We start from the raw sequence: 18,895 nt of genomic DNA, 5'->3' as shown, positions 1-18,895 counted from the left end.
CGCGGGAGTGCCGATGTCGAAAAGTTCTGCCCAATACTCGCAGCACCCCCAACATCATCCTCACGACCACGGGCGGCCTCTCCATCGCCGTCCAGCCGCCGCAGCAGCGGCAATCGCGATTCCCCTGCCCGCGACCGACGACGCCTACACCATCGTCCATCACGGCAAGCAGGTCCGCCTCGGGCCCGTGGTGTTCTGGATCGTGGTTGGCACCGTCGTGCTGCTCGGGCTCTGGTCGGCCGCGACCGCCACGTACTTCGCCTTTCGCGACGACGTCCTGACCCGGCTGATCGCCCGCCAGGCCGAGATGCAGTACGCCTATGAGGACCGCATCGCCGAGCTGCGCGCCAAGGTCGATCGCACCACCAGCCGCCAGCTGCTGGACCAGGAGCAGTTCGACCAGAAGCTCGACCAGATCATGAAGCGTCAGACGGCGCTGGAGTCCCGGGCCACGGCGCTCGGGGCCATGCCTGACGTGACAGGCTCGATTCCCCGTTCGACCCCGCAGCGTGGCGAATCCAGCCAGAGCACAACGCAGGGCACGCCAAAGCCGTCGCCGATCAGAGACACCGTGATCTTCGTGGCGCCGCCGGATCGCGAAGCGCGGCTCGAGTCGCGCGCGCCGGCCGTCATGGCCCCACAGGCCAATCAGTTCGCCAAGAACCAGGGTTTTGACAATGTCCTGGTCCGCCTCACGACCTCGCTCGATCAGGTCGAGCGTCGCCAGATGGCGGCGCTCAGCGCCGTCGAGGAAGGCATGGATTCGCGCATGCGCCGGATGCGCGGCGTCGTCAGCGACCTCGGGCTGAATCTCGCCAGTCTCGAAGCCGCCGTGCCGCGGACCGCGATGGGCGGACCGTTCGTGCCCGTCAAACTCACCGCCAATGCCGGGCCGTTCGAGAAGCAGCTCAATCGCATCAACGTCAGCCGCGCCGAGATGGATCGCCTCAATCGTACGCTGGCGCTGGTGCCCTATCGCAAGCCAGTCATCGGCGAGGTCGAGTTCACCTCGGGTTTCGGCGTGCGCAGCGATCCCTTCCTGGGTCGGCCGGCAATGCATACCGGCCTCGACTTCCGCGCCGCCACGGGCGATCCCGTCCGCGTCACCGCCAATGGCAAGGTGGTCTCGGCCGGCTGGTCCGGCGGCTATGGCCGCATGATCGAGGTCGATCACGGCAACGGACTTGCGACTCGCTACGGCCATCTCTCCGAGATCAACGTCAAGGTCGGCGAGATCGTGAAGATCGGCCAGGTCGTCGGTCTCGTCGGCTCGACCGGCCGTTCCACCGGTCCGCATCTGCACTACGAAACCCGCATCGAGGGCGAAGCGGTCGATCCGCAGAAGTTCCTGCGCGCGGGCGTGCGTCTCAGCGCGGGGTAGCTAGCCGGCCTCGCGCTACTCTCTTCGGCGTGGACAGCCTTTACCGCCGGCCGCCTCCGGGGCCACCAAAACCGCCACCGAAAGTCGGCGGCCCGCCGTGACTACTGGCCGCGCTCGTGGCCGACTTCGCCGGTGATGACGTCGCCGAACAGCTCCCACGCCTGCCCGTTGAAGCGCATCAACTGCATCTGCTCGATCGGGAAGTAATCATCGGACGAGGTGTTGACCATGATGCCGGGCAGCATCAGGTCGGTGTGGAAATCCTTCAGGTTCGCGGCCTGCTTCATGACGTTCTCGCGGGTGAGATTGTCGCCGCACTGCTTGAGCACCTGCGCCATCGCCTCCGCCTGCACATAGCCATAGACGTTATTGGAGTTGGCCTTGTCGCCGTCTGGATAATACTTGTCCATGAACGCGCGCCATTTCACCACGGCCGGGTCCTTGTCCCAGGTCGGATCGGTCGGGTCTTTCAGATAGACGGTCGAGATGATGTCCTTGGCGTATTCGAGCCCGGCGGGCTTGAGCACCGAGGCAACCGAGGTTGCGGTGTTGGCGAGAAAGAACTTCGGCTTCCAGCCGAGCTCGCCGACTTTGCGGATTGCCTGCGCCGAGCCTTTCGGCGCGGCCCAGGAGAAGAAGATGTCGGCGCCGGAATCGTGCAGTGCGACGATCTGCGAGTCGATCGAGGGATCGCTGACCTCATAGGACTTGTCGGCGATGATCATGCCGGCCTTGTCGCCGAGCCCGTCCTTCAGACCCTTGAACTGGTCCTTGCCGGCGTCGTCGTTCTGCCAGAACACCGCGATCTTGCTGTCGGGGAAATGATCGCGGATGTATTTTGCGTAGATCCGCCCCTCGCTCTGGTAATTGGGCTGGAAACCCATGGTCCAGGGAAAGTTCCTGGGGTCACCGAACTTGGTGCCGCCGGAGGCGACGAAGAGCTGCGGCACCTTCTTGGCGTTCATGTATTTCATGATCGCCGAGTTCGAGGGCGTGCCGAGCGGCTGGAAGATCAGCAAGACCTCGTCGCTCTCGATCAGCTTGCGCGCCTGCTCGATCGCCTTCGGCGGCGAATAGGCATCGTCATAGCTGATGAAGTTGATCTTGCGGCCATTGATGCCGCCCTGATCGTTGATCATCCTGAAGAACGCGGCCTCGGTCTTTCCGATCACGCCATAGGACGAGGCCGGCCCGCTATAGGGCATGATGTTGCCGATCTTGATGTCGGTGTCGCTGGCGCCGGGGTCGTACTTCTTCTGCGCAAAGGCCGGTGTCGTGACCAGCACTCCGGCAGCGAGCATGGCGAGGGCAGCAAGGCTCCTGCGACGACCCGGCATCGTTCTCTCCCCTGTGTTTTGTAGTCTTGTTTTGCGGAGAGTGTCGCAAGCAGGCTTGCCGCTGGCAAGCGATACGATTTTCCGCGAGGTGAAACGGTGGAGCGAGAACTTACGCGACGCGCTGCAGCATTCTCAGAGCGCGCCCGTCGATCACGAGCAACGCACTGCCGATGACGATGGCGCCCGCGATCTCGCGCATGGAGATCGGCTCGCCCAGCACCAGCCATCCCAGCAGGATGGCGGTGACGGGAATGAGCAGCGTCACCAGCATGACATTGGTCGCGCCCGAACGCCGCAGGATCTGAAAGAAGACGATGTAGGCGAGCGCCGTCGACAGGCCGGCAAGGCCGAGCACCGCGAGCCAGGTCGTGAGGCCCGGCATCGGCAGATGCCATGGCTGCTCCATGACGCCGGCGACAACCGCCATCATCACCGTTGAGGCCATCAGTTGAAAAGTCGCCGTTCCAAGCGGAGCCGAGTCCTTCAACAACCGCCGCGCCGCCAACGCCGCGAAGCCATAGCTGCACGCGCCACCGAGGCAGAGCAGAATGCCGAACCCCTGCCCCGGCCTCGTCTCGATGCCCCATCCGCGCAGGATGACCACGCCGACGACGCCCAGAACCACACCGCCGACCCGCCGCATCTGCAAGGCTTCCTCGCCCGCCAACGCCATGACGATCACGGTGAACAGCGGCGTGGTGGCATTCAGGATCGAAGCTAGTCCGCTGGGAATGAAGGTCTGGCCGATCACAATCAGCGAGAACGGGATGACGTTGTTGAACAGCCCGATCACAACGAACGGCTTCCAGCCTGTCATGCCCCTGGGAAAACCGATCCCTTGCGCGCGCAGGAGCGGCAGGAGAATGGCCGCGCCCAGCGCGACGCGCAGGAACACCAGGGTGAGCGGCGGCAATTCCCGCAAGCCCGCACCGTTGAAGAAGAACGAGCCGCCCCAGAGGACCGAGAGCACGCCGAGCAGCGACCAGTCTCGCGCGTCGATCCTGTAATCGTTCGGGGGCATGGCGTCTCACATCGGCAGTTGACCTCCGCCTAGTACGACGCGACGCGCTTTGCCACCCGATTTCCGATGAGGTCTGGAATTCCCGTGTTCAGAAGCGATAGGGCGAACGAGGCTGCCCCATGTTGATGCGACCGGCTAGGACGGCTTCTTCGGCCGCGACACCAGCTCGATCATCTTGCCTTCGTCGTCATCAGGCATCGCAGCCTTCGCGCGCGCGTAGGATTCGACTGCGGCGCGTGCCACCAGCGGCTTGTCGGCGAGCAGGCTCTCGGCAAGCTTCACGGCATAAGCGGCATCCTTGTGCCGCAGCGCCGCCGTGAACGTCGCGCCGCCGAAGTCGCGGGCGACCATGCGCTTGGAATGACGCTGCACCTGCGGGCTTGCGGCAACGCCTGAAAGGATCGACTCCAGCACCAGGTTCATGTCGAGCCCGGCCTGCTCGGCGATCGCAAGGCCCTCGGCGAGCCCGGCGATCTGGATCGCGCCCATCAGATTGTTGATGAGCTTGTAGACCGTGCCGGAGCCGACCGCGCCGAAATGGCGGATGGTCGAGCCGATCGGTTCGAGATAGGGCCGCGCGCGTTCGAGATCGGCTGCATCTGCGCCGACCAAAAGCGTCAGCTTTCCGCTTGCTGCAGCATCCGGCAATCCCGTCACGGGGCAGTCGATGTAGATCAGCCCGCGCGCATTCAGCTCGCGGCCCATCTCGCGCGCATGGTCATAGGAGACGGTGGAGCATTCGATCGCGATGATGCCGGCCTTGGCCGTCTTGGCCGCGCCCTTCGGCCCCAGCCAGACCGCGCGCGAGGCCTCGTCGTCGGCAACCATGGTCACGACCACGTCGGCATCGATCGCAGCATCCTCAGGCGAGGTCGCCCAATGCGCGCCGCGGGCGATCAAATCCTCAGCCTTGGCCTTGCTGCGATTCCACACCGTCACCGTGAAGCCGGCATCGAGATAGCGGCCGGCCATGCCATGGCCCATCCGTCCAAGCCCGATGAAGGCGACGCGGGGCATGGCTAATCCACATCCTCGATGTCGGCGCCAGGGGTGCCGAAGGCGCGCTGCGCCAGCGTTGCGGCCATGAAGTCGTCGAGCTCGCCGTTGAGCACGCCCGACGTGTCGGACGTCTGCACGCCGGTGCGCAGATCCTTCACCATCTGGTAGGGCTGCAGCACGTAGGAGCGGATCTGGTGACCCCAGCCGATGTCGGTCTTGGCGGCCTGGTCGGCGGCCGCCTTCTCCTCGCGCTTCTTCAGCTCGATTTCATAGAGACGAGCACGCAGCATGTCCCAGGCCTGTGCCCGGTTCTTGTGCTGGGAGCGGCCGGCCTGGCAGACCACCGCGACACCGGTCGGAATATGCGTCAGCCGCACCGCGGATTCGGTCTTGTTGACGTGCTGGCCGCCGGCGCCGCCCGAGCGCATGGTATCGGTGCGGACGTCGGATTCCTTGATGTCGATCTTGATGCTGTCGTCGATGACCGGGAACACCTGCACACTCGAAAACGACGTGTGCCGCCGTGCGTTGGAATCGAACGGCGAGATGCGCACCAGCCGGTGCACGCCCGCTTCGGTCTTGAGCCAGCCATAGGCATTGTGACCCGAGACCTGGATCGTCGCCGACTTGATGCCGGCCTCTTCGCCCTCGGATTCTTCGAGGTACTCGACCTTGAAGCCGTGCGTCTCCGCCCAGCGCGTGTACATGCGCAGCAGCATTTGCGCCCAGTCCTGGCTTTCGGTGCCGCCGGCGCCGGCATGGACCTCGAGATAGGAATCGAAGCGGTCGGCTTCGCCCGACAGCAACGCCTCGAGCTCGCGCCGCGCGACTTCCTTCTTGAGGGCCTTCAGCGCGGCTTCGGCTTCGGCGACGACGCCGTCATCGCCCTCGGCCTCGCCAAGCTCGATCATGCCGATGTCGTCCTCGAGCTCCTGCTCGACCTTGCCGATGCCCGAGAGCGAGTCCTCAAGCGAGGTCCGCTCCTGCATCAGCTTCTGGGCCTTCTGGGGGTCGTTCCAGAGGTTGGGATCTTCTGCGAGCTTGTTCAGCTCAGCGAGGCGCGCCGTCGATTTCTCGACGTCAAAGATGCCTCCTCAGCAGCCCGACTGACTGCTTGATCTCTTCTACCAACCGTTCGATTTCGGCGCGCATGTCGTTCTCGTGTCTCGCGGAATCGGTTCCGCGTGCTAGCGCATGATCCGGGAAGGCGTGCAGCGGTTTCCCGAAAGGAGCGTGCGCAAACAAGAAATAAAGCGCGATAACTCATCGCGCGGATGGGGATGTAGCGGCGGCGGCTGCAAAGCGCAACCGCCGCTGCGACAAACGTCTGTCTTGTCCTAAGCCTTAGTACAGCCCGCCGGTGCCCGGCCGCATGAAGAAGCCGGAATCCGGCTGCTGTTGCTGCGACGCCGGCATGCGCCCGTCGGCGTCGGCAACGCCGATGACCGAATAATTGTCCGGCGGCGCCGTGCCCGGCTTGAAGGCTTCGAGGATGGTCCCGCCGGTCTCGCCCGGGCCCGCACGCATGCCGCTCTTGGCGACGACGCGCACGAGCTTGATGCCGGCCGGCACCTTGAACGGAACCGCCGGCTTGTCGGCGAGTGCGAGCTTGAGGAAATCGCGCGCGATGGGAGCAGCCAGATGGCCGCCGGTCGCAGCGTTGCCTCTGCCGAGCGCGCGCGGCTTGTCGTAGCCCATATAGATGGCGACGGCGACGTCGGGCGAGAAGCCGACGAACCAGGCGTCCTTGGCCTCGTTGGTCGTACCGGTCTTGCCGGCGATCGGCTTGCCGACCTCCTTGACCACGGTCGCGGTACCGGCCTGGACCACGCCCTCCATCAGCTCGGTGATCTGATAGGCGGTCATGGAGTCGAGCACCTGCTCGCGGCGGTCGATCAGCTGCGGTTCGTTCTGATTCTTCCAGCCGCCCGGCGCGTCGCAGCCGCGGCATTCGCGCTGGTCGTGCTTGAAGATGGTGCGGCCGTAGCGATCCTGGATACGGTCGATCAGGGTCGGCTTCACCCGGCGACCGCCATTGGCGAGCATCGAATAGGCCGTGACCATGCGCATCGCCGTGGTCTCGCCGGCGCCGAGCGCGTAGGAGAGATAGTTCGGCAGCTCGTCATAGACGCCGAAGCGGCGGGCATATTCGCCGATCAGGGGCATGCCGATGTCCTGCGCGAGGCGCACCGTCACGGTATTGAGCGACTGCCGCAGCGCGTTGCGCAGCGTCACGGGCCCCTGGAACTTGCCCGAGGAGAAGTTTTCCGGCCGCCACACGCCGGCGCCCTGGCCCTGGTCGATTTCGATCGGCGCGTCGAGCACCACGGTCGAGGGCGTATAGCCGTTGTCGAGCGCGGCCGAATAGACGATCGGCTTGAACGACGAACCCGGCTGCCGGTAGGCCTGGGTGGCGCGGTTGAACTGGCTCTGGTCGAACGAGAATCCGCCGACCATCGCGAGCACGCGGCCGGTCCAGGGGTCCATCACCACCATCGCGCCCGAAACTTCGGGGATCTGGCGCAGCCGGTACTGTCCCTCGACCGGGTTGCCGTCCTTGTAGAGCGGATCGGCATAGATCACGTCGCCTGGCTGGAGCACCTGCGACACCGCCGTTGCCGCCCTGCCCTTCGCAGCGCCGGTGGCCGCCCTTGCCCATTTGATGCCGTCGAGCGTGATCAGGCCGGTCTCGCGCTGCTTGCTGATGGCGCCGCCGAGCTCGCGGCTCGGCTGGAAGCCGATGCGCGCCGACTGGTCACTGGTCTCCAGCACCACCGCCATGCGCCACGGCGAGATGTCGGAAAGCGACTTGATCTCGGCAAGCTTCACGCCCCAGTCGCCCGACGTATCGAGCTTGCTCATGGCGCCGCGATAGCCCTGCTGCTCGTCATAGTTCACGAGGCCCGCGACCATGGTCTTGCGCGCCATGACCTGGATCTTCGGATCGAGCGTGGTGCGGACAGACAGACCGCCCTCGTAAAGCTTCTTCTCGCCGTAGCGCTCGAAGATGTCGCGGCGAACTTCCTCGGCGAAATATTCGCCGGCGAAGGTGTGGGCGCCGTTGGACCGGTTGGTGACGGCCAGCGGCTCCTTGCGCGCCTTGTCGGCGTCGGCCTGCTTGATCCAGCCGTTCTCCAACAGGCGGTCGACCACGTAGTTGCGGCGCTCGATGGCGCGGTCGCGGTTACGTACCGGATGCAGCGTCGCCGGCATCTTCGGCAGCGCCGCGAGATAGGACGCTTCCGCCACCGTGAGCTCATTCACCGACTTGTCGAAATAAACCAGCGAAGCGGCTGCGATGCCGTAGGCACCGAGGCCCAGGTAGATTTCGTTCAGATACAGCTCGAGGATCTTGTCCTTCGAATAGGTCTTCTCGATCCGCATCGCCAGCAAGGCTTCCTTGATCTTGCGCGCGAAGGAGACCTCGTTGGTCAGAAGGAAATTCTTGGCGACCTGCTGGGTGATCGTGGAGGCGCCCTGCGGACGGCGGTTGGAGCCGTAGTTCTGGATATAGACCACGCCCGCGCGTGCCATGCCGGTGTAGTCGATGCCGCCATGCTCGTAGAAATTCTTGTCCTCGGCAGCGAGGAAGGCGTTGATCACGAGCTTCGGCACCGCCTGGATCGGCAGATACAGCCGCCGCTCCTTGGCGTATTCGCCGAGCAGCGAACCGTCGACCGCGTGCACACGCGTCATCACCGGCGGCTCGTAATCCTGAAGCTGAGAGTAGTCCGGCAAGTCCTTGGAGAAATGCCAGATCAGGCCCGCCACGGCCCCGACACCGACAAGGAACACCACCGTTCCCGCGGCGAACAGGAAGCCCATGAACCGCACCAGCAAGCGCATTATCTGTTTATCCGTTCAAACTCTGGATCAGCCCCTTGGCACCCAAAACAGGCGCCAACCTCACGTCGCGCATTCACCGGCCTACTCAATTACGTCAGTGCCGGACCTAAAGACGCTCGCCGAACGGGATTCTCGCCGATTCCGGAACCCCCTGCGGCGTTTTTATAAATCGCCCGCTGTGGCCAAACTAGGGCTTTTGCGGCGAGACGGAAAAACCCTTCCTCAATTCTCTCAATTCGACGGTCCCCCGGTCGTCAATTCGACGATCCGGCGGTCGCCAGCCGCTTGGCCAGGAACCCGTCGATGGCTTGCGCCATCGAGCCCACGGCGCGGGACCGCCAACCCTCGGAGACAAGATGCCCGAGATCGCCTTTATTGGAGACATAACCGATCTCGACCAGCACAGACGGCACGTCGGGCGCCTTCAGCACCCGGAAACCGGCCGATTTCAGCGGATGCTTGTGCATCCGCACGGTCGACTTCATTTCGCTCATCAGCAAATGAGCAAAACGGTTTGAAAATGTGCGGGTTTCCCGCTGCGTCAGATCGATCAGGATGTCGGCGACATCGGTCGGCTCCTCCGCGAGGTTGAAGCCGGCGATCGCGTCCGCGCGGTTTTCCGCATCAGCCAGACGTTGGGCCTCAGCGTCGGAGGCCTTGTCGGACAGCGTATAGATGGTGGCGCCCTGGGCATCCCCCTCGGTGCGCGGCAGCGCGTCGGCATGAATCGAGACGAACAGCGCCGCCTTGATGTTGCGGGCGACTTTGACCCGGTCATTGAGCGGGATGAACGTGTCGTCGTTCCGCGTCATCACGACACGGTATTTGCCGGCCTTTTCCAGCCGGTCGCGCAGCGCCAGACCGAAGGCCAGCACCAGGTTCTTCTCGCTTTCGCCGCTCGACTGCGTGCCGTTGTCGATACCGCCATGGCCGGGGTCGATCACCACGATCGGCCGGCCGTCGGCCTTCTGCTGCGCCGGTTCCGGGGCTGCCGTCGCGGGCACCGTGGCGGGCGGCGCATCGGCGATCGCGGGCCGCAGCTCAGGGCGGTTTTCCGGGGCGAGCGATTGCACGAAGGCGGCGCGGTCGACCTCCTCCAGCTCGAGCACGAGCCGGGCCGGCTGGCCGTTGGCCGCCTCCAGCACGTAGGAATTGGCGATCTTGGCAGGCCCCGTCAGGTCGAACACGATTCGCGAGCCGCCGGGCATGACGAGCCCATAGCGGAAGGCCTTGACCAGCCCCCGCCCCCCGGACCCGGTGCCCGCAGGCAGCTGAAAATTGACCTGGGGCACGTCGACCACCACCCGGTACGGGTCGGCGAGCGTGACGGCGCGGAAGGTGACGGTCTGGTCGATGTCGAGGATGAAGCGGGTCTGCTTGCCATCGCCAGCCAGCCGGGCGGCCGAGGCGATTGGATAATTCGCTGCCGCAACAGCGGGTTGCGGCTGGCTTTCCGCAGCGCTCAGGCGGGAGGAATCAGCACATGGCAATGCTGCGGCGCACAGGAGCACGCATCCCAGCAAGACCCTTTGATTTGCGCGGCTCGCCACCGATTCCGTGCCTCCGAGCAGCTCTTTTAACGCAATAGAACCACAGGGTTAATCGATCCTTAATGACAGAAACGCGAAACTAGCTGACTGTGACCGCCGTGCGACGCTCCCTTGCACGGATGGCCCATTCCTCGTATGTACGGAATGCTGACGGCCGATATTTCCGGTTGTGTCGCATTCAGCCTCCCGGTGCAGCGCCGGAACTCTCAAGGTTTGGGAATTCCAGCGTTTTCCGTTCTCCTCTAAGACCAGCGCGGTGCGCGGCAGCGAGGTGGAGCGGGCCAAGCCCCGGCGGCGGACGGTTTCCGGATACCACGTTTCCGGGGCGGTTCGGACAGCGACATAACCCATTGCCCGGTCCCTTGATCCCAAGGGAGCGGTTCGTGATCCCCAAGGCGAGCGCGCTCGCGCCATGCCTGGCCAGCAGCAACTGATTGAGGGGCGGCCTCGCCGCCCAATGTTTCATACGGGCCGACGCTTGATGCGCCAGACTGTGCCGACGAATTCTGAAGGACCATTCGCGACGCTGCGGAGTGATAATCCCGCGCGCCGCCGTGGTCCTGAAGCTTCCGGTCCGGCAAGGCGCGAGAGACGGCGTTTCGGCCTTCCCCTCACCCCCGAATCAGGTGGACCGTCGCGTCACCCGGCAGCGCAGATCGCGCCCACGGTGTATCGCGCCCGCCGCCGCCAAGAGTTAAGACATGCCCAACAAGATGTTGATCGATGCCACCCACCCGGAGGAGACCCGGGTTGTCGTGGTCCGCGGCAATCGCGTCGAAGAGTTTGATTTCGAGACCGCGCAACGCAAGCAACTGCGCGGGAATATCTACCTCGCCAAGGTCACAAGGGTCGAACCCTCGCTCCAGGCCGCCTTCGTCGAATATGGCGGCAACCGCCACGGCTTCCTCGCCTTCAGCGAAATCCATCCCGACTACTACCAGATCCCGGTTGCCGACCGGCAGGCGCTGATCGAGGCCGAGGAACAGGCCCATCGCGAGGCCGAGGAAGAGAGCGAGAACCGCTCGCACGGCCGCCGCCGCTCGCGTCACCGCAATGCCCGCCGCCGCGGTCATGGCGAACGGGTCCGCAGCGACATCGTCGAAGGCCTCGACGCCGGCGCGGATCCCGCGGCCCAGCCGGTCGATGGCGGGCCGAGCGCCGCCAACGCCGAAGGCGCTCCGCATGAGGGCGAGCATCTGCACGCCGACGCGGAGCATCACGGCGAGCACGATGCCCATGATCACAACGACCATGATCATCACGATCATGATCACCATGAACACGGGCACGACGACCATCATCACGATCACGATCACGCTCGCGATCATGACGACCATGGTCATGACGGCGGGCACGATCATCACGACCATGATCATGCCGACGAGACGCCCGCGCCTGTCGCGGCCGTTGGCGCCGAACCCGTGGTCGCTGCCGAACCGCAGGAGGCGACCTCCGAAGCGCACGCAGAAGCTCTGGCCGAAGCCGTAACCGCCGCCGCTGAACCGGCCGATGCCGTGTACGCTGCCGGCGAAAGCACGGAAGCTCCGCATCACGACGCTGAAGCGGCGACTGACGACGACGACGACGAGGATGACGACGGCGAGGAAGCCGAAGAGGAAGTCGTCGAATCCGTTGGCGGCGACGATGTGATGGAGGAAGTGCCGGAGCGCACCTTCCGTCCGCGCCGCCAGTACAAGATCCAGGAAGTCATCAAGCGCCGCCAGGTGATGCTGGTGCAGGTCGTCAAGGAAGAGCGCGGCAACAAGGGTGCGGCGCTGACGACCTATCTCTCGCTCGCCGGCCGCTACGCCGTCTTGATGCCGAACACCGCGCGCGGCGGCGGCATCAGCCGCAAGATCACCAGCGCCCAGGACCGCTCGCGTCTGAAGGAAGTGGTGCAGGATCTCGACGTGCCCGAGGGCATGGGCATCATCCTGCGCACCGCCGGCGCCGCCCGCACCAAGCCCGAGATCAAGCGCGACTTCGAATACCTGATCCGGATGTGGGAGACGGTGCGCGACCTGACGCTGAAGTCGCAGGCCCCGACCCTCGTCTACGAGGAAGGCTCGCTGATCAAGCGCTCGCTGCGCGACCTCTACAACAAGGAGATCGACGAGATCTCGGTTGCCGGCGAATCCGGCTACCGCGAAGCACGCGACTTCATGAAGATGCTGATGCCCGCCAATGTCAGTGCGGTGAAGCAGTATCGCGACGGCCAGCCGCTGTTCTCGCGGATGGGCGTCGAAAGCCAGCTGGACGCGATGTTCTCGCCGACCGTGCAGCTGCGCTCCGGCGGCTACATCGTGATCAACCAGACCGAGGCGCTGGTCTCGATCGACGTCAACTCCGGCCGCTCGACGCGCGAGCACCATATCGAGGACACCGCGCTCAAGACCAACCTGGAGGCGGCCGAAGAGGTCGCCCGCCAGCTCCGCCTGCGCGACCTCGCCGGCCTGATCGTCATCGACTTCATCGACATGGACGAGAAGCGCAACAACCGTGCGGTCGAGCGCAAGCTGTCCGATTGCCTGCGGCAGGACCGCGCGCGCATCCAGGTCGGACGCATCTCGCATTTCGGCCTGCTCGAGATGTCGCGCCAGCGCATCCGTGCCAGCGTGCTGGAATCCTCGACCGATCCCTGCCCGCATTGCGGCGGCACCGGCCATGTCCGCTCGGTGTCCTCGGTTGCGCTCCAGCTTCTGCGCGGCCTCGAAGAGATCCTGATGAAGGGCGCGACCCACAATCTCGTGGTCCGCACCCGCACCGACGTCGCGCTCTACGTGCTGAACCACAAGCGCGGCCATCTGCGCGACCTCGAAAACGGCTTCAAGGTCACCCTGGCGGTCATCGCCGACCCGAGCGTCAGCGGACCGCAGGCCTACCTCATCGATCGCGGCGAGCAGGTGCATACGCTCGAAGCCGCCAAGGCGCTGCTCGCGGCGCAGGCCGCGGCAAGCCCGCCGCCGGCGGTTGAAGAGGCCTATGACGACGAGGAGTTCGATCCGGAGCTGGAATCCGAGATCGAGTCCGAGGAGACCGAAGGTCTCACTGAAGAGCAGGCTGCCGGCGAGGCAGCCCCCGAGCAGGACGGTCAGCGCCGCAAGCGCCGCCGTCGCCGGCGCGGCCGCGGTGGCCAGCGCGACGGCGAGCTGCGCGACGATAGCGCCCCCGCTCTTCCCGAGGCGGCTGTGGCTGCCGGCGAAGGCGATGAGGAGGCCGAGTCCGAGCAGGACGGCGAGGAAGGCGAGGAACAGGCAGCCCGTGGCGAGCAGCAGGGCGGCGGAGAGCGCCGGCGCCGGCGTGGTCGCAGAGGCGGACGCCGTCGGCGTGGGGGTGGCGAGGAAGGTCTTGCCGGCTCCATCGGCGACGAACTCGGCACCCAGTCACCATCGGAAGCTGTCGAAGCGGTGGCCGATTTCGACGGCTTTGGCGGCGAGGCTGCGCCCTCGATCGCGCAGGCCGAGCACACCGCCGAGCCGCAAGCCACCCAGCCTGAGCCGCGTGCCGAGGTGCAGGCAGAGGCGCCGGCCCAGCCGGAGCCAGCTCCTGCTGTCGTAACGGCAGAAGAAGAGCCCGCTGACGACAAGGCCGCCCGGCGTCGCTCCACCGTCCGCGAAAAGGTGAGCTTCCTGTCGAGCAGCCCGAGCGAGCCCGCAGCACCGGTTGCGCAGGTAAGCGAACCGGCCGCTCCGCCGGCACCTGCGCCCGCACCGGAAGCGGCAAGCGAAACACCGGCCGCCCCGCGCCGCGCCGGCTGGTGGTCCCGCCGCTTCGGCGGCGGCGAATAAAGTCGGACACAGAATAGAAAACGCCCGGCCAGGCCGGGCGTTTTTCGTTTCGCCGCTCGCCGAACCACTATGGCGGCAGTTCGTCATCACCGAGCGGCGCCACATCGCGCGAGGCGATCTGGCGCAGTTGGTCGTAGAGATCGGGCGCCTCGCTGGTGCACAGGCAGACGCCTTTTGCGGAAGCTGCCTCGCCGGCGTTGAGGTAGGCGTGGCCCATGGTGCTGTCGAGATAGATGCCGTCGCCCTCACCGAGGATCTCAGGCGCGTAGAACTCGGTGTGGACGGCGACCCGTCCGCTCGTCACCAGGAAATATTCCTCGCCGCCATGGCGCAGCAGCGGGCCGAATTCCTCCAGCGAGCGCGCGCGAACCTCGGCCACGATCGGCACCATGCGTTTGCCGATCAGATCGGTGCATTGATAGGTGTAGGTGTAGAACTTCGTGGTGATCACCTGGCCCTGCCCGGCCCGGCTGATGCTCCGCCGCGCGGTGACCGGCCGGCCCTGCACGGGCGCCGCGACCGCCGGATTGAACAGCTCGGCGATCTCCATCTTCAGGCCCGAGGTGAGCTGGAGCAGCTTGTCGTAGGTCAGTGACATCAGGCCGTTCTCGACCTTCGACAGGGTCGAGAGCGCCATGCCGGTCCGCTCCGCCACCTGCTTGAGCGTCAGGCCGCGGGCCTGGCGGGCCGCCTTGAGGCATTGCCCGAGCTGGGAATTGGCACCTTCGGGCGTCGTTATCTCGCTCATGCAGCAACCCTATCACGGCGATGGAAAAATTGTTGGCCTATCCGTCTAATCTTTTCGGCCAAGACACCCCTTGAGCAGCCCATTTGGCGGCCCGTTGGGCAGCAGCGCCAGCATTTGTGCACGAAACGCCCCGGTTTGACGAATATTGGTGCGCTTCCCTTACTTTCCGATATGCTAAATCGTTTTCATAATCTGAAAGGGACTGGCAGTGTCCGGACTTTGCGATTCCAGCGCCGTTGAGCTGCGCCGCCTGCTGGCCGCGCGGGCGATCTCGCCCGTCGAACTGCTGGACGCCTGCCTGTCGCGCATCGCCACCATCAATCCTGCCGTGAATGCCGTCGTGACATTGGACGAGCCCCGCGCGCGCATGGCGGCAAAGGCAGCCGAAGCCGCCATCCTGCGCGGCGAGGATCGCGGCGCGCTGCACGGCCTTCCGGTCCTGATCAAGGACACCCAGGACACCGCCGGACTGCGCTCCACCTATGGCAGCCCCCTGTTGCGCGACAATGTCCCGGTCGCCGACCAGGGCTCGGTCGCGCGGCTGCGCGCGGCCGGCGCCATCATCTTCGGCAAGACCAACACGCCGGAATGGGCGGCCGGCGGCAACACCCGCAATCCGGTGTTCGGCGCGACCGGCAATCCCTTCGATCCCATGCGCTCGGCGGCCGGCTCCTCCGGCGGTTCGGCGGTGGCGCTCGCCTGCGGCATGGCCCCGCTCGCCTCGGGCTCGGACACCGGCGGCTCCTTGCGCAATCCGGCCGGCTTCTCCGGAATCGTCGGCATGCGTCCTTCCTACGGTCTCGTGGCCAGCGAGAAGCGCGCCTTCGGCTGGTCGAACCTGTCGACCGACGGACCGATGGCACGCAATGTCGCCGACACCGCGCTGATGCTGTCGGTGATGGCGAGCGACGATGTCCGCGATCCCCTGGCCTATACGCTGCCCGGCGAGCCCGTGCGCGGTCGCGCCGAACGCTGGGCCGCACCGCGTCCCGCGGATCTTAGCAAGCTGCGCCTCGCCTTCACGGAGGATTTTGGCTTCGCCCCGACCGAGCAGGCCATCCGCCGCGTGTTCCGCGATCGCGTGAGCAAGCTCGCGCCGCTGTTCGCCGACTGCCGCGAGGCGACGCCGGATTGCTCCGGCGCCGACGACGCGTTCGCGGTCCTGCGCGCCGGCCTGTTCCTGGCGATGCACGGCAAGAATTACAAAGAGCGCCCCGAAATGCTCGGCCCGAATGTCCGCGCCAATGTCGAGGAAGGCCTGAGCTACACGCTCGAGGACCATGGGCGCGCCGCAACGACGCAGACGCGGATCTATCGTGCGTACCAGACCTTCTTTGAGACTTGCGACGTGCTGATCAGCCCGACCATTACGCTGAGCCCGCGCCCCTGGTCGGAACTCTATCCCGCCGAGATCGACGGCGTGCCGACCAAATCCTATTTTCACTGGCTCGCACTCGCCTATGCCGTCACGCTTCCCGGCCACCCCGCGATCAGCATTCCGCTCGGCCTTGATGAAGCGGGCCTGCCGTTCGGCCTTCAGATCGTCGGCCCGCGTGGCGGCGACGCGATCGTGCTCTCGGTCGCCGCAAGCATCGAGGCCGCGTTCGCAAGCGATGCGCAATTGTGCCGGCCGGTCCCCGACCTGGCACGGCTCGCCGCAGCACCGCCACTGTCGGCCGCGCCCGGCTTCCTCACCTGGGAATGAGCCGACACCGGTCCTGGCTGCACCGCCCGCGCAACGGAGATGAGCATGACGGAACTGCCGAGGAAGACCAGCGTCATCGCCTTCGTCCTGCTCTACATCGCCTACTGCATCTCCTACATCGACCGCGCGGCGATCTCGCTGGCGCTGGCGCAAATCGGCAAGGACTTCAATCTCCAGGCCGCCGATCTCGGCATCGTCATCAGCGCGTTCTTCCTCGGCTATGCCGCGATGCAGGTGCCGGGTGGATGGCTCTCCGACCGCTTCGGCTCGAAATATGTCGTGATCGTCACCATCGTGATGTGGTCGCTGTTCACGGCGTTCACGAGCATCGCCTGGTCGCTGACCTCGCTGATCGCGATCCGCTTCATCTTCGGCATCGCCGAGGGCGGCTTTCCGCCGGCGAGCATCCGCGGCATCTCCGAAATGTTCAAGAAGGACAGCCGGCCGAAGATGTCGGCGCTGCTGCTGTCCTCGAACTATGCCGGCAGCATGGTCGCGCCGCTGATCATGGCGCCGCTGATCCTCTGGCTCGGCTGGCGCCATGCCTTCAACGCCATCGGCATCGCGGGCATCGTCTTCGCGGTGGTCTATTTCGTCTTCGTCCCCTCTCTGGGACGCCCGGGCAAGGCCGATGCAGGCGCACCGGCCAAGCCCGAGAACCGCGCGCCGATGCGCGAGCTCATAAAGAATCCGCTGCTGTGGCAGTTGATGGTGGTGTGGTTCGGCCTCAGCTGCGTCAACAAGGGCCTGGATTCCTGGATGCCGCTCTATCTGCTCCAACACCGCGGGCTCGACCTCAAGACCGTCGGCGTGGTGGCGCCGATCCCGTTCGTGATGGCGACGATCGCGACCGCGATCGGCGGCTGGGTGATGACGACGTTCTTCTCCGAGCGCGAAAAATATCTGCTGATCGGCAGCTCCGCATTGACCGGCATCTTCCTCTACGCCATGTACAAGGCGGAGACGATCATGGTGCTGATCGTCTTCCAGTCGCTGGTCTACTTCTTCAAATCCTTCGTGCTGGCCGCGGTGGTCGCGCTTCCGACCAAACTGCTCCGCGACGACCAGATCGGATCCGGCGTCGGCATGGTCAATCTCGGCGGTCAGAGCGCGGGCTTCGTCGCCCCCGTCGCCATCGGCTTCATCGTGACCGGAACCGGATCGTTCGACGCCGCCTTCGGTTTCCTGGTGGCGATGACGGCGTTGTCCGTCGTGGTCGCGACAACCATCAGCACGGCCCAGCCGAGGCTCGCACCACAACCGGCCTGACAGGAGCATTCTGCCAATGCAAAGCGCGATCGTTCTCGGCGGCGGCATGATCGGCGTGAGCGCGGCGCTGCACCTCCAGCAGCGCGGCTGGTCCGTTACGCTCATCGACCGCAGGGAGCCGGGCCGCGAGACCAGCTACGGCAATGCCGGGATGATCCAGGCGGAAGCCGTCCGCCCCTATCCGATGCCGCGCGACCTCGCCTCGCTCCTGAAGATCGCGACCGGGCGCACCAACGACGTGCGCTACAGCCTGTCCTCGCTGCATCTCCATATCGAGCCCCTGCTCCGCTACTGGTGGCATTCGGCGCCGAAGCGCCATCGTGAGGCGATCGACGCCTGGGCCCGGCTGATCGCCTATGCGACGGCAGAGCACGACATCCTCATTCGCGAGGCCCATGCCGACAATCTGATCCGTCGCGCCGGTTACCGGGCGCTGTATCGCGACGCCGCTGCATTGGATCTCTCGATCAAGGCGGCCGAGGAAGACCAGCACGAGTTCGGCGTGAACTTTCGTGTGCTCTCGGGCAGCGAACTCGCCAAGGCCGAGCCGGTCCTGCGCGACGATCTCCCTGGCGCGATCCATTGGCTCGACACCTGGACCGTGTCCGATCCCGGCGCGCTGGTGACAGCCTATGCCGAGCTGTTCGAGCGCCTCGGCGGCAGGATCGTGCTCGGTGATGCGCAGTCGCTGCAGCAGACTGCGGCGGGCTGGTCGGTCGATACCGACCTGGGACGCATCGATGCCGCGACAGCCGTCGTGACACTCGGGCCGTGGTCGCCCGATCTGTTGCACAAATTCGGCTATCGCATCCCGCTGGTGCGCAAGCGCGGCTACCACATGCATTACAGTGGCGGCGCCTCGCTCGATCTGCCGCTCATCGACAAGGGCGGCGGCTATGCCATGGGCCCGATGGCCAAGGGCATCCGCATCACCACCGGCGCCGAGCTGACGGGTCCGGATGCGCTCGCAACACCCGTGCAGCTCGCCAGCGCCGAAGCCTCCGCCCGCGAGCTGATCGATCTCGGCAAGCGCGTCGAGCCCGACCCGTGGTTCGGCACCCGCCCCTGCACGCCCGACATGCTGCCGGTGCTCGGTCCCGCCCCGCATCACCCGGGGCTCTGGATGAATTTCGGCCACGGCCACCAGGGCTTTACGCTGGGCCCCGCGACCGGGCGCCTGCTCGCCGAGATGATGAACGGCGAGACGCCGGTGATCGATCCGACGCCGTACCGGCCGGAGCGGTTCTAGTC

Annotated in this window: 13 protein-coding genes; 5 read left to right on the top strand and 8 right to left on the bottom strand. The window is 65.6% G+C overall.

Going from position 1 to position 18,895, the window contains the following annotated elements:
• The first annotated feature begins 13 nt into the window (after nt 1-13).
• A complete protein-coding gene (locus tag A3M7_RS0103035; RefSeq protein WP_027542598.1) occupies nt 14-1,381 on the top strand; it encodes a M23 family metallopeptidase in 1,368 nt (455 codons plus the stop codon).
• A gap of 101 nt (nt 1,382-1,482) precedes the next feature.
• On the opposite strand, the gene A3M7_RS0103030 is transcribed toward A3M7_RS0103035, so the two are convergent.
• From A3M7_RS0103030 to A3M7_RS51165, 7 genes are all read right to left on the bottom strand, one after another.
• A complete protein-coding gene (locus tag A3M7_RS0103030) occupies nt 1,483-2,718 on the bottom strand; it encodes an ABC transporter substrate-binding protein (RefSeq protein ID WP_027542597.1) in 1,236 nt (411 codons plus the stop codon).
• 109 nt (nt 2,719-2,827) lie between these two features.
• Entirely contained in the window at nt 2,828-3,739 is a 912-nt protein-coding gene (locus A3M7_RS0103025) for a DMT family transporter (protein ID WP_027542596.1), read from the bottom strand.
• A 135-nt stretch (nt 3,740-3,874) separates the two neighbouring features.
• Nucleotides 3,875-4,756 (bottom strand): NAD(P)-dependent oxidoreductase, encoded by an 882-nt coding sequence (locus tag A3M7_RS0103020; RefSeq protein WP_027542595.1) that lies wholly within the window; start codon nt 4,754-4,756, stop codon nt 3,875-3,877.
• Between the two features lie 2 nt (nt 4,757-4,758).
• A protein-coding gene (prfB, locus tag A3M7_RS0103015; RefSeq protein WP_135173575.1) for a peptide chain release factor 2 occupies nt 4,759-5,890 on the bottom strand; the annotation gives its coding sequence in 2 pieces (ribosomal slippage) (nt 4,759-5,820 and nt 5,822-5,890; 1,131 coding nt in all).
• 192 nt (nt 5,891-6,082) lie between these two features.
• Nucleotides 6,083-8,584 carry a penicillin-binding protein 1A gene (locus A3M7_RS0103010; protein ID WP_027542593.1) on the bottom strand — a complete coding sequence of 834 codons (2,502 nt, stop codon included), beginning with the start codon at nt 8,582-8,584 and terminating at the stop codon, nt 6,083-6,085.
• A gap of 254 nt (nt 8,585-8,838) precedes the next feature.
• Nucleotides 8,839-10,134 (bottom strand): N-acetylmuramoyl-L-alanine amidase, encoded by a 1,296-nt coding sequence (locus A3M7_RS0103005; protein WP_027542592.1) that lies wholly within the window; start codon nt 10,132-10,134, stop codon nt 8,839-8,841.
• Nucleotides 10,135-10,745: 611 nt separating this feature from the next.
• Nucleotides 10,746-11,684: a hypothetical protein gene (locus A3M7_RS51165; RefSeq protein ID WP_305728053.1), complete on the bottom strand. Its 939-nt coding sequence runs from the start codon at nt 11,682-11,684 to the stop codon at nt 10,746-10,748.
• Here A3M7_RS51165 and A3M7_RS0103000 point away from each other — a divergent pair.
• The gene (locus A3M7_RS0103000) at nt 11,649-13,922 is read left to right on the top strand and encodes a ribonuclease E/G (RefSeq protein ID WP_305728052.1); all 2,274 of its coding nucleotides are present in this window, start codon (nt 11,649-11,651) and stop codon (nt 13,920-13,922) included. The two genes, A3M7_RS51165 and A3M7_RS0103000, sit on opposite strands and share 36 nt — an antisense overlap.
• A gap of 67 nt (nt 13,923-13,989) precedes the next feature.
• Here A3M7_RS0103000 and A3M7_RS0102995 read toward each other — a convergent pair whose 3' ends face one another.
• A complete protein-coding gene (locus A3M7_RS0102995) occupies nt 13,990-14,670 on the bottom strand; it encodes a helix-turn-helix domain-containing protein (RefSeq protein ID WP_027542590.1) in 681 nt (226 codons plus the stop codon).
• A gap of 208 nt (nt 14,671-14,878) precedes the next feature.
• On the opposite strand from A3M7_RS0102995, the gene A3M7_RS0102990 reads away from it, so the two are divergent.
• From A3M7_RS0102990 to A3M7_RS0102980, 3 genes are read left to right on the top strand one after another with little or no spacing between them, the layout of a single operon-like run.
• Entirely contained in the window at nt 14,879-16,375 is a 1,497-nt protein-coding gene (locus tag A3M7_RS0102990) for an amidase (RefSeq protein ID WP_027542589.1), read from the top strand.
• Nucleotides 16,376-16,420: 45 nt separating this feature from the next.
• Nucleotides 16,421-17,644, top strand: coding sequence for an MFS transporter (locus A3M7_RS0102985; RefSeq protein WP_027542588.1), 1,224 nt, complete (start codon nt 16,421-16,423; stop codon nt 17,642-17,644).
• 16 nt (nt 17,645-17,660) lie between these two features.
• The gene (locus A3M7_RS0102980) at nt 17,661-18,893 is read left to right on the top strand and encodes an FAD-binding oxidoreductase (protein ID WP_027542587.1); all 1,233 of its coding nucleotides are present in this window, start codon (nt 17,661-17,663) and stop codon (nt 18,891-18,893) included.
• The last annotated feature ends 2 nt before the right edge of the window (nt 18,894-18,895 follow it).

It is taken from the genome of Bradyrhizobium sp. WSM2254 (assembly GCF_000472645.1).
Classification (GTDB): domain Bacteria; phylum Pseudomonadota; class Alphaproteobacteria; order Rhizobiales; family Xanthobacteraceae; genus Bradyrhizobium; species Bradyrhizobium niftali.
This window is presented reverse-complemented; position numbering and strand designations above follow the sequence as displayed.